The 15,711-nt window shown below is 47.7% G+C and carries 9 protein-coding genes; 1 reads left to right on the top strand and 8 read right to left on the bottom strand.

What is annotated here, in order from left to right; all coding sequences use genetic code 11:
• Positions 1-28 precede the first annotated feature (28 nt).
• The 4 genes from bcbE to yicI form a co-directional block, all read right to left on the bottom strand.
• A complete protein-coding gene (bcbE, locus tag CHI14_RS08040; protein WP_095287905.1) occupies positions 29-1,327 on the bottom strand; it encodes a bacillibactin exporter BcbE in 1,299 nt (432 codons plus the stop codon).
• A gap of 190 nt (positions 1,328-1,517) precedes the next feature.
• Complete coding sequence (locus CHI14_RS08045; protein WP_095287906.1) at positions 1,518-4,445, bottom strand: glycoside hydrolase family 3 C-terminal domain-containing protein; 2,928 nt, start codon at positions 4,443-4,445, stop codon at positions 1,518-1,520.
• 15 nt (positions 4,446-4,460) lie between these two features.
• On the bottom strand, positions 4,461-5,477 hold the full coding sequence (locus tag CHI14_RS08050) for a phosphotransferase family protein (protein WP_095287907.1): 1,017 nt from the start codon (positions 5,475-5,477) through the stop codon (positions 4,461-4,463).
• A 139-nt stretch (positions 5,478-5,616) separates the two neighbouring features.
• Positions 5,617-7,935, bottom strand: coding sequence for an alpha-xylosidase (gene yicI, locus CHI14_RS08055; protein WP_095287908.1), 2,319 nt, complete (start codon positions 7,933-7,935; stop codon positions 5,617-5,619).
• Between the two features lie 173 nt (positions 7,936-8,108).
• On the opposite strand from yicI, the gene CHI14_RS08060 reads away from it, so the two are divergent.
• The gene (locus CHI14_RS08060) at positions 8,109-9,023 is read left to right on the top strand and encodes a helix-turn-helix domain-containing protein (protein ID WP_095287909.1); all 915 of its coding nucleotides are present in this window, start codon (positions 8,109-8,111) and stop codon (positions 9,021-9,023) included.
• A 69-nt stretch (positions 9,024-9,092) separates the two neighbouring features.
• Here CHI14_RS08060 and CHI14_RS08065 read toward each other — a convergent pair whose 3' ends face one another.
• The 4 genes from CHI14_RS08065 to CHI14_RS08080 form a co-directional block, all read right to left on the bottom strand.
• Positions 9,093-10,013, bottom strand: a complete 921-nt coding sequence (locus CHI14_RS08065) for a hypothetical protein (RefSeq protein WP_095287910.1) — start codon at positions 10,011-10,013, stop codon at positions 9,093-9,095.
• A 436-nt stretch (positions 10,014-10,449) separates the two neighbouring features.
• A complete protein-coding gene (locus tag CHI14_RS08070) occupies positions 10,450-12,306 on the bottom strand; it encodes an adenine deaminase (RefSeq protein ID WP_095287911.1) in 1,857 nt (618 codons plus the stop codon).
• Positions 12,307-12,586: 280 nt separating this feature from the next.
• A complete protein-coding gene (helD, locus tag CHI14_RS08075; protein WP_095287912.1) occupies positions 12,587-14,962 on the bottom strand; it encodes an RNA polymerase recycling motor HelD in 2,376 nt (791 codons plus the stop codon).
• Positions 14,963-15,239: 277 nt separating this feature from the next.
• On the bottom strand, positions 15,240-15,701 hold the full coding sequence (locus tag CHI14_RS08080) for a pyridoxamine 5'-phosphate oxidase family protein (protein WP_095287913.1): 462 nt from the start codon (positions 15,699-15,701) through the stop codon (positions 15,240-15,242).
• Between the last annotated feature and the right edge of the window lie 10 nt (positions 15,702-15,711).

Below are 15,711 nucleotides of genomic sequence, written 5' to 3' on the forward strand. Positions count from 1 at the left end.
TTTGTTTCTACGCATTAACACAGTTCATTTAAAATGGACTTTTCTTTCGCCTAACGGGTACCCGTCTAGGTACATGATTCGTCTCCGCATTCTGCTCCAACTTGTCAGGGGCTTCCCCCGAGCTGGGCTGTTTTCCTTTTTCAGGCTTAACCGCAAATAATGTAAGCAGGCCACCTACCGCTCCAGTAGCTGCGATTACAATAAAAAGAACAAAATGCGAAGTACCTATGAGAAGGGATACTACCGGTGGCCCCAAAGAAACGCCAATAAAGCGCATACTGCTAAACAAGGCTGTAATCGTACCGCGCTGCGCTTTGTCAACGCCTTCAGTAATGAGTGCATCAAGACATGGAAGCGTGGCACCAATCCCTACACTACCCAAAGTGAACAATCCCACCACCAGATAGATGTTATCCCAGAGCCCCATAATGATCAAAGATCCGGTCAGAATCACGAGTCCCGTAAAGCCTACCCACTTCATGCGAACCTTGCTCTTGCCAATCCATTTACCTGCGAGGAAAGATGACAAGCACAGAGCCGCCAGCGGAATCGCAAGCACCAGACCTTTAAGAACACCTTTCAGCTGGTACTCAGACTCCAGCGTCTCCGACAAATAAAACAGCACGCCAAAAATAACAAACATGCAAATTCCACCGATGGCAAAGAGGGCATACAACCAGCGGCCTTTTTCTTTTAGCACTGTGCGAACGGACGAGACAAACTCGGAGAAGGTCGGTGGCTTCTCTTTTTTCTTTGGCGTTTTTACCAGAAAAATAACGAGTACCAGGGAAAGCAAACAAAGCACCGGTATGGCCATAAACGGCAGGTACCACAGCCAAACGGCCAGCGCAGCACCCAAAATGGGACTTATGACTTTACCGAACGTATTGGATGTTTCGATAATACCCAAACTTTTGCTGACCTGCTTTTCGTCGTCAAACATGTCACCAACAAGGGGTATGACGATGGGAAAAGCTCCAGCGGCGCCTATTCCTTGCAGAAGCCTTCCGCCAAGGATGGTCCAATACGCTATGCTCCCGTTTAGCATTAACGCTGCTCCGCCTGCTACCGCACCCCCTGCTGCTGCAATGATAAGGCTGGGGATGATGACCGCTTTACGTCCAAACCGATCAGACAGATACCCTGCAATCGGGATAAGCAGTATGGCAACCACTGCGTATACCGTAATAAGCATGCTGACCTTGAAAGACGAAACTTTCAGTTCACGCTCAATTTGCGGAAGGATCGGAATCAGCATGGAGTTACCCAACGTCATAATCACCGGGATGGAAGCAAGTGCGACGAGATCCCACTTTTTATCATTCATGCCTTAACCACCTTTACGAGATCGGAAAACAACAATGTTAGTGTGGTTAGTTCGCCAATTGATTATACGGGGTATGTAAAAAATTTCAGTTACAGCATGATAAAAAACCGTTCCGGTTTGTACAATCCGGAACGGTCTATGTGTATCATTGATCGTATTGAAACAGATCTTTTTCACTCCGCAGCAATGATTAACATTTTAATCTGAACTGCTGAATGGCAGCGCCACCTTGGAACACAATATATAAACGCTCAAGTTCCTGCTCAGGTTGAAGTGCACATTGAACCGTTGTCCACTGGATGTCAGAGCGATCTTGGCCCGGTGTGGATTCAGAACCATTCATGGGCACGAGACATGTTCCAAGAAGCGGCCCATCTGGCCCTCCAGAACGTATCTGCAGCTCGCCACCTTTTCCAAAAGCAGCTACCCGTGCTTCAAATGTATGCGCTCCTTGTGTCCCGTTATTCCGGAAAGCAATCCAGGACAGCTGATCTTCCTTATACAGTGGTTCTCCAGGAACAATCGCCCGAACTGCTGATCGTCCTTCCAAGCACTCGTCCAGGAGCACACCTGCATACTCATCAAAATTCTCTGCAAATGTTGGCAAGTCCAATTGGCGGGCAGGTATAACCTCCCCTTCAATCTCCATATCGGCTGTCTGGCGAATATCTTCCGAGGAGCGTCCAGCCATGATGGACCAGGTCGCTGTCTCTACGCAATATCTGTCACGTGTGACATCCCAGAAGGCAAGCTTTTGAACAGGAATTTCAAAAGATACCGTCTTCATTTCGCCAGGTGTAAAATGGATCCGCTTAAAGCCAATTAATTGCTTCAACGGCCGCTTCACCCGGGATGTCTGCGGACGCCCATAGATCTGCACTACTTCGTCACTAGCAACTTCTCCCGCATTTCGAACCTGCACTTCAACTTTTAATACATCAGCTCCGGATACTCCTCTAATTCGCTGAGCTTGAATTGCATTGTATTCGAATGGCGAATAAGTCAAACCATGTCCAAATGGATATAGGACGGAACCTTCATGGTACATATATGTCGTACCGTTATTAATAATATCGTAGTCCATGATATCGGGAAGCTGTGACTCATCCTCATACCAGGTCATATTCAGTCTGCCTGCCGGAGCATATGTGCCAAGCAGCACATCCGCAATCGCATGACCAAGTTCTTGTCCTGCATGCGTCAAATATACAATGGCTGGAGCTATGTCCTTCAGTTCCTGAAGTGCAAAGGGATAACTTCCCACAATGACGACTACAGTATTCGGATTGGCCTTGCAAACCTCCTTGACCAGACGGACCTGCTCAGACGGGAGTGTAAGTCCGGGCCGATCAATTTCTTCCTTGCCGTTAATATAGGGACTGTTGCCGACCACCACTACAGATAGATCACTGGCTTTTGCAGAAGCTGCTGCTCGCTTGACACCATCCATCTCGACATGCTTCACCAGTCGTACTGGCTCCTTCGCTCCAATCACCAAATCATTTGCTTTTGATGCTGCCGCTCCACCTTCTGATGAATCTGCAACGGGTGCCAAAACATGCTTGCCCTTATGCTCAGCAAGTCCCAATGGAAGTCCATTCCACGTCCGCAATAATCTGCTGTTATCGATCTCGGGATCAAATTGCACAACTTCCTTAACAAACCATCCCCCGATCTCTTGTGCAATCGCCTGATATTTGCCTTGTTCGGTTAACGTAATATAGCGATTATTGTTTACGCTTCGCAGCGTGTGACTTCCCCATCCCCAATCCTGATGAACGAACGCAGCTTTCTCCGCACTGCCTTCCGGAACGGCTACAACGGTTCCTTCATCTCCGATCGATAATACCTGCCCTTCCTGTGTCTGGAGACTGATACGATCATTCCCGTCTTCATAGAGGATCTCTGCATCAGTCAATCTGTTACGTAAACCATCTAATACGGTAATTCGATATGGCAGCGTACCGCTATACCAATCGGTGAATACTGCATCCGCGAGAGTTCCAATGACGCTCACCTTGCGAAGTGCATCCGACTTTAATGGGAGCAACCCGTCATTTTTTAACAATACAATAGACTCCACCGCAGCTCGATAACTTAATTTGGCATGTTCCGGCGCACACAGGATAGACTCCGGTATAGACGCGTACGGATTAAGACCCGAGCGGTCCAGTTGTCCAAGACGCATGCGAACACCAAAAATGTTGCGAATAGCCCGGTCCAGATCCTCTTCCTTCAGCAAATCTCGGTCAAGGGCCTCTTGCAATGCAGCTACCACCAGATCCACTTCATCGGTCAGACAATCTACGCCTGCCTTCAAGGCACCTGCCGCAGACTCGGCATGCGTCGCATGGTATCCATGGTAGTTTACGGTCTGCGAGAGGTCTCCCCCGTCACAGACGATAAAACCAGGCATAGCCCATTCGCCCTTAACCACGTTGTTCACATAAGGACTTTCTATCGCAGGAGTACCGTTGATGGAATTATAGGCTGTCATCATGGACAAGGCACCGCCCTCAACAAACGGTGTCTCGAATGCTTTAAGATAGTACTCGCGCAAATTTCGCGGATCAATGCTGGATGAACAATTCAGCCGATCCTTCTCGTTATTGTTGGCGAAAAAGTGTTTCAACGTAGCTACCATTTTCAAATAAAATGAATGATTCCCCTGCATGCCTTGCACGAGAGCTGCCGACATCTCCCCTGTGAGTACAGGGTCTTCTCCATAGCCTTCTTCGGTTCTTCCCCAACGTGGGTCACGTTCCAGATCCACGGTTGGTGCCCACAGGGTCAAGCCGTGGCGTTCAGGTTCGCGATGGTGGTAGGCTCTGGCCTCATCCCCAATGACTGAACCTATTTCACGCATGAGTGCCGTATTCCATGTACTTGACAGTCCGAGAGGCTGCGGAAAAACGGTTGCTTCCCCTTTCCAAGCTACCCCATGGGCCGCTTCGCCTCCAACGTTGTATGCAGGAATTCCCAGCCGCGGGACAGCTGCTTCGCGTGTAGGAATCAGACTGATCTTCTCTTCTATCGTCAAACGTTTAATCAGGTCATCGAGTCTCTGTTCGAGTGGCAAAGCTGCATCCCACATGGGGTATTGTTCATATTCCTTCATACTTACTCCTCCTAGTTATTGGTATGGTTCAATCATCATCTTCCATTGTTCCATGAGGTCCAACGTACGTTGACGAAACTTCTGTCCGTCATGCGGCTGATCAACCTGATATTCATGAACGTAAGCATTAAAATAAGAGGACAATATTCTATAGGCCAGCCGGCGTGCCAATCCCTGATCAGACATATCCAGAGCTTGACCGTAACCCTCTTGAAATGCAGGCGGTGCTGTGGACAGAATGGCTTCAAACTCCCTGTCAGCAAACATGGACCGATCTCCATCAATGATGGCGGCAATGTCCAAGACGTCCTTATCCTCATGAATCAACACATTTGCTTCCCACAGATCGTTATGGACAAGTACGGGAACGGTCACCTCATCAAATAATTCGCTGTGATCCCGGAACATGCTCGTAATCTGTTCGCCAACACCCGGCATATATCCAACCTGCTCGGCCTTCGATGCTGTTTCTTCAGCAAAAGCCATCAGTACCTCGGACCAGCGATCCGATCCTTGGATGGTACCGTCTCCTTGTGGCCAGCCGAAGGATTCACCCTGAATCCGATGCATGGCGGCAGTATATTTCCCCAGCTCGCGGTAGAGCTTATCCTTTTCGGGTAACGAGATCGACGGATGATTCAGCTGATTGCTAGGAATAAACTCCATAAACATATAGGTTCTCGGAATGATTGAACCGCTGTTATCACACACAATGACATGGGGAGCCGGAATGGCTGCCTTCTGATAATAATCATAAACAACCGGTTCAGCTGTCATCATTGTGCGTTCAAAGGAAAACAACGGATCACTGGCCTTCCCCGCTAGCGGATCTATTCCTTCTGGGGCCAAACGCAAAATCACATCCGAATAAGCAGCATTCTCCAGCAGTACCCGGTAAGTTGTATTGAAAAGTCCTCCCTGCAAGAGGGAGTACTCTTTCACTTTGGTAGCGGTTCCAAAATTCTTCTCCACCAATTGATATACTATCTCGGTTGGAATAGTCCGGTGTAAGCCTGTAGTAATGGTACTCAATTTCTTTTCATTCTCCTATCTATTACTGACTATCCTCAATCATACGATGACTTGCTGACTGCAGCTACTTCTGCCTGCCTCCGCTGTAGACAAACAGAACGGCACCTTGCGGTACCGTCCTCTAAGTCATGCGCGCAAATTACAATTGAATCGTGAGTGAGCTTACGCCTGCTGCTGCGGTTACTACGATGCCTTGTTCACCAGCTGTCTGGGATCCACCCTCGACACTGGATACACTTTCGATGCCGCGAAGCACCACATTCCATGGCTTGCCTGCACCTTCAGCACGTACCTCCAGAACAGATCCGTTACGGGTTACGTTCACAACCAGTTCCTGCTCAGCCTGTTGGTTCACAACAACCGCTTGCGCCGTGTTGCCATCAGCAAGCTCGAACAAGTGCAGGGAAACTTCATTTGCAAAATCATAATCCGGTTTGCTGTTCGTCGCGCCCACTGCAATCAAACTGTTTGGTTTGATCATCATTGGCAATGTGCGGAAGTTGTGATTCTCACGTACAAAACGACCGCCTTGTACTTTATTGCCTGTCAGGAAGTTTGTCCATGTTCCTTCTGGCAAGTAGTAAGTTACATCGCCTTCCTTATTAAAGATCGGCGCTACAAGAATCGAATCCCCAAACATGTATTGCGTATCCAGGCTGTATGTTGCAGGGTCTTCTGGGAAGTCCAGCACCATGGCGCGCATCATCGGGATACCTTTCACAGTCGATTCCTGAGCAGAATTGTAAAGGTAAGGCATCAGGCTGTTTTTAAGTTTGGTGAAGTCACGAACAACGTCCACGGATTCCTCGTCAAACAGCCAAGGCACACGATACGAAGTACTTCCGTGTAGACGGCTGTGGGAAGACAACAGACCGAATTGTACCCAGCGTTTGTATACGTCAGGTGTCGCTGTATTTTCAAATCCGCTGATATCATGACTCCAGAAGCCGAAGCCGGAAAGTCCGAGTGACAAGCCGCCGCGAAGCGATTCAGCCATGGATTCATAAGTAGAAGAGCAATCTCCGCCCCAGTGAACCGGGAACTGTTGACCACCTGCTGTTGCCGAGCGGGCAAACAGGGCAGCTTCGTTCTTGCCGATTTTCTCTTCAAGCAACTCAAATACAGCTTTGTTATAGAGATGTGTATAGTAGTTATGCATTTTAACCGGATCAGAGCCGTCAAAGTATACAACATCCGTCGGAATTCTTTCGCCGAAGTCTGTCTTGAATGAATCTACACCTTGATCAAGCAGTACTTCCAGCTTGCTCTTATACCACTTAACAGCATCCGGATTGGTGAAATCAACCAGAGCCATACCGGCTTGCCACATATCCCATTGCCATACGCTGCCATCAGCTGTTTTGACCAGATAACCGTTCTCCATACCTTCATCAAACAAGTAGGATTTTTCTGCGATATATGGGTTAATCCAAGCACATATTTTAAGACCTTTGTCTTTCAAACGGCGAATCATGCCTTCCGGATCCGGGAACATCGCTTCATCCCATACGAAATCAGACCATTGGTATTCCTTCATCCAGAAACAGTCAAAGTGGAATACGGAAAGTGGAAGATCACGTTCAGCCATGCCGTCCACGAAATGGTTAACGGTTGCTTCATCATAATCTGTTGTGAATGATGTTGTCAGCCACAGACCAAACGTCCATGCCGGTGGAAGCGCTGGTTTACCTGTTAATTTCGTATAGTTATCAAGTACATCCTTCGGATTGTCACCGCCGATAATGAAGTATTCCAACGTCTCGCCTTCTACGCTGAACTGCACTTTAGATACATTTTCAGATGCAATTTCATACGATACGCGTTCAGGATGGTTTACGAATACACCATATCCTTTGCTGGACAAATAGAAAGGAATGTTCTTGTAGGACTGCTCGCTGCTTGTACCGCCGTCTTCATTCCAAGTGTCAACCACTTGACCGTTCTTAACAAATGGTGTGAAGCGCTCGCCCAGACCGTAAACGTATTCACCAACGCCAAGATCAAGCTGCTCGCGGAAGTATGCTTCTTTACTCGGACCTGTAATATAACCAGCCGCTCTCTGACCGCTGCCCGTAATCCGTTTTCCTTCATACAGGAAGCTGACGTCCCAACCTTTGGTTTTGTCGATTTGAACTTCAAGATTGCCGCTTTTCAAAACAGCTCCTTGTTCATCTTGCGTGATGTCAACATTCACATCTTGATAGTTGAGTTCAAATTCAGGACTCTTTTTTACTCTTCCTTTATGGTGATTCAAGGTTACACGAATAACGTTAGGCATAGGTGAGCTATACGTTGCTTTCAGCAATGTACCGTTCAGCGTATCCCCTTTGGTACGAATATATTTAGTTGCCGCATATACGGTCAACGAATCCCCTTTTTGCACAATATCACGAATGTCAGTCGGGTTTTGAATATGGTATCCTTCACGAGTCATCCAGAATCCATCAGTAAATTTCATGTTTTCTTCCCCCTTCGGTTATATTATAATAATATTGATATTAAACATGGTTTTCTTCCGATATTTTGATCAAATATATCACGATTTTGATATTTTCTATCCGATTCTTAAGCAAGATCACCAATCTATGGAAACGATTACATTAATAATGATACCATAAAGGAGGACCTTCTATGGAACGCGAACGATTACGGGAGGACCGAATCCACGGTAATGCTATGTATCCCGTCAGTGTTTACCCGGATATTGAACAGCTTAATGGAGATAGCATTCTGGATTGCCACTGGCACGATGAGATGGAATTTACGCTGGTTACTCAAGGCAGTGCCGTGTTCCAGATTGACATGAATACCGTAGAGGTAAAAGCGGGCGAGGCGATTTTTGTTAACCGGGGCGAAATTCATGCAGGCTATTTGAAAAGCGACCTTCCCTGCGTTTTTTCCTCCATCGTGTTCAGTCCGGAGCTGCTGGGCAGCCGCACCTTCGATGCCGTACAGGAGAAGTTCATCAGACCGCTCGTTCATAAGACACTTATCCCTCCATTTCATATGAAACCGGAGGATGACTGGGGGCGTGAGATCCTGCTGTATCTCCAGCGTATTTTTGCGGATCATGCTAACGGTTCTGAAACCTGTGAGATGACAACCAAAGCCTACCTGTATCTCATTTTCGCCCGTATGTTTGACCACATGCGCCTTGCACCTGTGAAAGGTACCGTCCCAACAGGCAGCCATGACAAAGTGGAGCGCCTCAAATCCGTCCTTGGCTACATTCACAAACGCTACCCTGAGCCGCTGAAGCTGAAAGAGCTGGCGGATGAGGCCAATATGAGTGAAGGACACTTTTGTCGTTTTTTCAAGCAGATGGTACAGAAAAGTCCTGTCGACTATATTAACTACTACCGTGTGCAGCAAGCCTGTTACCAGCTCGAGAACACGGATCACAAAATCGTTGATATTGCCATGGATGTTGGCTTTGAACATCTGAGCTATTTCATCACCACATTCAAAAAACACAAAAATACCACCCCCTCGCAGTATCGGAAAATGTTTTATGAGAAGGTGGCTATGGAGCCTGCACTTATATGAAGCAAAAAAGGTGCCTACAGCGATTATGCTGCAAGCACCTTCTATTTTTTTGCGATGCCTAGTAGCGCATTATTCTTTCAGCGTTTTCCAGGAAGTGTATTCATGAATAGAGAATCCCTTAAATGAGGAGTGCTCTGCCGCCAACTTCTCCACCAGCTTCAGTTGAGATTCCATGTACACTGATCCTTCTTCATAAAATGTAATGAAGTCGCCTTCCTTGCTCTGCTTCGTCTCTACGGCAATTGAGATCGTTTTGCCCAGCTGGGAAGCCTCTGCAAGCTCGCCCTTGGCCACGTTATAGATTGCTGCAGCCGTATCGCGGTATGCCATAATCGTGATCGAATCAAATTTGCGGATCATCCAGCTGCTCACAGCCATCGTTGATCCCGGAATGCTGTAGTTATCCAGCCAGAAAGGCAAATCTGCTGCCACAGGCATATTCATCAGGGCAGCGCGGTCAACAATGTATTGAACATTCCCTTGCCACTGGGTAATGACACTGGCCTGATTGGTTTTCCACTCCGGATGCACATGCGGTTCAATATCAAGATGAATACCAGCAAATTTCTCGTCAGGTTCTACCTGATTCTGATAGGCATCAATCCAGTCGAGGAAACTAGCAATCTGATCTCTGCTTTCGGTTAGCCCCCAAGCCGCTCTTCCATCCATCACATCAACAGCAATATTGTAAGCTCTGGCCTTACGAATGAAATCTGTATAGTAAGGTATCTTCACATCGCGATTGATCTGCAGATAGATCGTGTTGATATCGTGATCCACGGCAAATTTCAGCACCTCTTGCGGATTCTTCTCAATCTGAGTGGTATCCCATACCCAAGTCGCTCTAATCGGCCCTTCCACATTGCCATGGATCGATTCATAACTTTCTACAGAACCCTGTGCAATGGTCTTGGATGAGAACGTGACACCCGCAATCAGGACCAGACAGCTGATGATCTTAATAAAATGAAACCCCCGCTTGCTTTGCATATTTGTACACTCCCCTTGTAATTTACCGCTCCATCGTCGTAATACGGAAGAATGTTTGTCGTTTTACCCTTCATTTTATGAATCAGACAAACAATTCGTTTATGCATTTGCTTTCATATGCAATATCATCTTCTAGACTTACGACGAAAGGATCATATAAGATTATTTCGGGAATTCACACTTCTGTATTCATAGTTCTTAAGTCTCATTTATTAAAAACTTTTTAATTTATACAGAAAATTTCCACAACTTCTGTCGTTATTGCCATATATGAATGACCAACAGAAGACCTAGGAAGCGTTTTCTATAAAGAAATAAAAAAAGCCGCCATAAAGGCGACTTCCGTCTTACATAGAAACATTCATCCATCTATATGTTGTCATTTCTGATCATCACGTTCTTACGAACCAGCCAGCATAAGAAAACATGCTCTCATTTATGTTCCAGCAGGGGTAATTGGGCTGCTTTCCGTCGTCTCGTCAAACAGCGTTACCAGCTCAATTCCGTCTGCCGAGATCCGTACTAACCCCTTATCCGACAAACGCAGCTCAGGAATAACGACCAGAGCAAGCAGGGAAAGTGTCATGAAGGCATTATTCAGAGTACAGCCTGCCGATTGCAGTGCTTCACTGATTGCAGCCGATTGTGCAGCAACTTCTTCAAAGGGCTCGGTGGACATTAATCCTGCGATCCGAAGCGGAAACTCGGTCACACCTTCATCCGTAATCACGGCAACCCCGCCTTGCATGCGAATTACCCGATTACCTGCCTCCGCCATCAAGGTATCATCGTTACCGATAATGAGAAGATTGTGACTGTCATGAGCTACTGTCATTGCAATGGCTGCAGGGCGTGTGAATCCAATGCCGCCGACAAGTGCAACTGCCTTGTTTCCGGTTTGCTTATGCCGTTCCAGTACTGCAATTTTGCAGATATCCCCCGTCGTGGACACAGCTACCTTACCGTTTTGCACAGTTACAGGAACATGTTTCTCTTTGGTATCCACATGGTTTTCGGTCACATGAATGATTTTGGCCCCAATGGCTCCCTCGGGAATCGGCGCTGGCAGTTCCATATCTTTCGGCTGAATATTAGCTTCCAGCTTCACCGTATTCAACGCTTCTTCCGGATAAGTGAAGCTATCCCAGACAGCCGTCATCTTCCCCTTCTCTGCGACAACATGCCCAGCAGCAATCGTCATGCCAACACGCACATCTGCCAGTCGGCCATCCAGTAAGATAATATCAGCTATATTGCCCGGGATAACGGCCCCAATATCACGAGCCACACCGAAACGCTCAGCTGTGTTTATCGTTGCCATTTGGAAGGCAGTCACAGGTTTGACCCCCTGCGAGATGGCCAGTCGGACGACAAAGTCCATGTGTCCTTCCTTGAGCAGCGATTCGGAACTCCGATCATCGGTCACCAGCATCATTCGGCGAGTATCCAGTCCGAGTTCGGTACAGGCTTTGATGGTTTCGGCCACATCATGCCAGGCTGATCCCTGCCGCATTTTGGCATACATGCCAAGTCTCAGACGCTCCACGACATCTTCCTTCGTCACACATTCATGATCTCCAGTCACACCGCTTGCCGCATAAACAGGTAAGCGCCAGTCGTCCGCTGCCCAGGTAAAGTGACCGTCCGCCACCTTGCCTGCTCGCAGCGTCGCCTGAATTTCACCGATCATCGTTTCATCCCCGTATACGACACCCGGGAAGTTCATGACCTCACCAAGACCAATCATGTCAGGGCCCCAAGAGAGAGCCTCAGCCACTTCCTCAGGCCCGATATAAGCTCCTGTCGTCTCCAAGCCAGGATGTGTTGAAGGCACACAGGAAGCTACCTGCATATAGGCTGCGAGCGGCGTGGTTCTCGCTTCATCCAGCATAAGCCGCAGACCCTTGAGTCCAAGTACGTTGGAGATCTCATGCGGGTCAAAAAAACCACCAGTTGTACCGGAAGGCAGTACAGCTCTCGCAAACTCCGTCACCTTCATCTGCGTGCTCTCAATGTGGCAATGTCCGTCGAGTAATCCTGGAGCAATGTATTTCCCTTCTGCTTCAATGATGCGTGTATGTTCTCCGATGGTATGACTCACATCCTTGCCAACATAGGCAATTCGAGCTCCCTGTACCGCAACGGACATATCCGGCAAAATTTCACCCGAGATGACATTAACCAGCGTCCCTCCCCGAATGACTAATGTCGCCTTCATATCTCCTCGCGCTGTTGCTACCAGATCAGGTACACAATCTGCCATTAATGGCCGTTCAAAAGATGGTTTGTTCATGCCACTGCCTCCTTCATTCATTAACGATCCCCAAAAAAATATATTGTTACGATTATATGAGTCCGCACGGCATGTGTAAAGAAAATTCCCACCAATTGTGCATGCGTACAAATTCAAGCTCCATAATTATCCACCGAACTAAATCCATTCATTCTTATGTCAGGAATAGTTATCCAGCCCAGCTTTCTCAATCCGTTTATCATAGTTGAAACCTTACACTACATAGAAAGACTTCCGTTCGAGGGAACGGAAGTCTTCTCATATAAAAGGAACACCTTGTTTAATCTGTTTGAGCCGCAGATACATGGTTAATGGCATATAATTGCTGCGGCTGTGAGGTTATGAACGGACTTGGTTTACCGAGGCTGTACACATGGAGCAGGTGCATCGCTCGGGTACAAGCCGTATAGAACAGTTTGCGCTCGTGCTCCTGCGCATATTGTTCTGCTGACCCGTCATAGATCAGCACCGCATCAAACTCCACCCCTTTTGCAAGGTATGCCGGTATGACATGCACACCCCGTTCGAAGGCAAGTGTTGTCTTCTTGATCAATTTCGGTGCAGCAGGCAGTACGCGGCTTAACGCCTCATGAACTTCCTTACTCTCTTCAGCCGTCTTACAGATTACCGCAACCGATTCATACTCTTCCTGAATGAGATGGCCAAGATCCGCTGCAATCTTCTTCATATGCTCCTCCATATTGGATGACACAATGACTGCTGGCTTCTCGCCGCTGCGATTGAACGGAATGATCTCTTCCCCACCGGGAACCATCCCCCTAGTAAACTCCACAATCTCCTGTGTTGAACGGTAACTTCGCGTGAGTTCGATCACTTCGGTATTCTCAGGTCCATACAGGTTTGTGAGTGGTCCAGTACCACGAAGTACTGAAGAATGGGCATAGATCGCCTGATTAAAATCACCCAAGGCCGTTATTTTCGCCCGTGGAAACAGTCTTTTCATGAAAGCCAGCTGAAACGCAGAATAATCCTGCGCCTCGTCAATAATCACATGTCTTATATTCGAGTTGATATGGAATCCAAGCAGCAGCTCCCGCAAATACAGATAAGGTGTGATATCCTCATATGCGAGTTCCTGTACTTTCATTCGGCGAAGGGTCATGCTGCAGATTTCATCCCAGTGGGCAGGCAGTGCCTCGCCTTCCAGCAGTCGAATCATCTGTGCCTGGTCCTGGAACAGGTGCGCATACAACTGGCGAATATCCACGAATCGCAGCGATTTGATCCACTTCCGCAATGGCTTGAGCCGATCACTAACCACCATACGGGCCAGGATCTCCCGTTCCTGTGCAAAATCATCGAATGTATCCACTTTCCCCTTTTGTTTGCGTTTCAGCCGCTGATAAGCACGCTGCAGATCTTCAGGTTCCATCAGATCCAGCTGCTGATCAACCCAAGGTGCTTCCAATTCGCTTTTGCCAAAGGCCGACAATTCCTTCAGCATCCAGTCCCGCAACATTTCCAGACGATTCACCAGCTTCACGGATGATCCGAAGCTGTAGAATTTCTCAGCCATCGCCTCCGCTGTTACAACCGCCTGTCCCTGGAACCGCACCGGTTTGAATTTCATGCCTTCCGACATCAGGCTGTCCTTGAATCGCGTAATCACTTTCAGGAAGGCTTCGGAAGACTTGAAGCGGATGCCTGACATGCGCGCCGTGTATCCCGGATCCTCCATATTGGAGAGGACGTATTCAAGCTGAATGAATGGATCCTCCAGCTGATATTCGCGGCCAAGCCTGCGTTCCAGGTACTCCTGAAACGTCGTTTGCAGCATATTTTCTTCCCCAAGCTCAGGCAGTACCGTGGATACGTAACTGTTGAACATGGGGTTCGGTGAAAAGAGTACCATCTGATCGGCCTGCAAATGCTCGCGATACTTGTATAGAAGATAAGCTACACGCTGCAGTGCAGCTGACGTTTTGCCGCTGCCGGCTGCTCCCTGTACAATCAGCATGCGTGTACGGTCATTGCGGATAATTCGGTTTTGTTCCTTTTGAATGGTCGCCACAATGCTTTTCATCTGTGCATCCGATGTACGGCTCAGCACCGCCTGAAGAAGTTCATCTCCAATGGTAACCCCGGTATCGAACATAAAACGGATACGCCCATCCCGAATGACAAACTGTCGCTTCATTTCGATATCGCCACTGATTTCCCCGCTTGGTGTATGGTAAGTAACTGGTCCGGGGGCACCATCGTAATACAGATTGGATATCGGCGCTCGCCAGTCGTAGACCAGGAAGGACTCTTCCTTCTCATCCAGCAGTGAGGCAATACCCAGATAAATCCGTTCTGCTTGCGGATAACCGTCTTCCTTAAAATCGATACGTCCAAAATAGGGCGAGTGATGCAGTCGTTTCATTTTGTCCAGCGCCGCTGCCGTATTCAGATGACTGCGTTCCCGATCAGACAGGACCTGCGATTGCTGCCGCATGCTGGTTGATGTTTCTCCGACATCATCCGCCTCACTGAAGTTCATGGTGACTTCATCCCAGAAGTCCTTCCTCATCTCCACAACTTCATCCCGGAAGGAACCAACCTCCTTTTCAAGTTCCGTTATTTTCCGCTCGATCTGATCGGTTACTAGGTCTACTCGCTGCTGCTCCTCGCTCCATTGCTGGTCAGTACTCATATGTTAATACGCCCCTCTTTCCCCGGATTGTGTCCTCAAAAGCCCATTTGACAAGCCCGAAAAGGCTATGGTATAATTAATTAGAAAGTAAACATTTTAATTTTATGTTAATTAGTTCTAATTTTCTGAAAACCATTTTTTATTGTACCAGTGACAGCGTCCCGATGCAAGCGGAGGCGTTTTTTGTTGTTTCTACCCTTAAATACTAAGGGCATCGTTCCAATAGACCTCTTTATTATTACCCTCGAAATGGATGAATATAGATATGGTTTGTCTTCTATTGACGCAATTCTGCAATTGTCTCTATCCATCTTGATATGGATGCTGCTTCGTCTTTTAGTTGAAACGTGATTCCTGTCGTGATGTCAGCATACGGAGCACGATCTACGCGTACGCTCACCACTTGAGCCTCATACCGATCTCTAGGATGAATGGCTTCCTTCATCGGAGGAAGAGCCCTGATCTCCAAGCGCACATACATCAACTTATGCTCATGTACGGCAATCAAGGTAGCCTTGCCTGTTCTGTTCATATTCATACTTGTTTGTGTCCCTGGCCATAATGCGAGTCTAAGTGTATCGGGGTCTATAGCAATAATCTCACCCACACTAATCATGGCCTGATGCGGCCATCCATCCTCTGACACGGTTAGCAGCTGCATGGCATCATGCTGTTTCTCCTCCAATTGATCACCACTCAGCCATTCAACAAATTCTCGATTAAGATGTTTATCGTTCATATTATTCTCC

It is taken from the genome of Paenibacillus sp. 7516, assembly GCF_002272715.1.
GTDB lineage: Bacteria > Bacillota > Bacilli > Paenibacillales > Paenibacillaceae > Paenibacillus > Paenibacillus illinoisensis_A.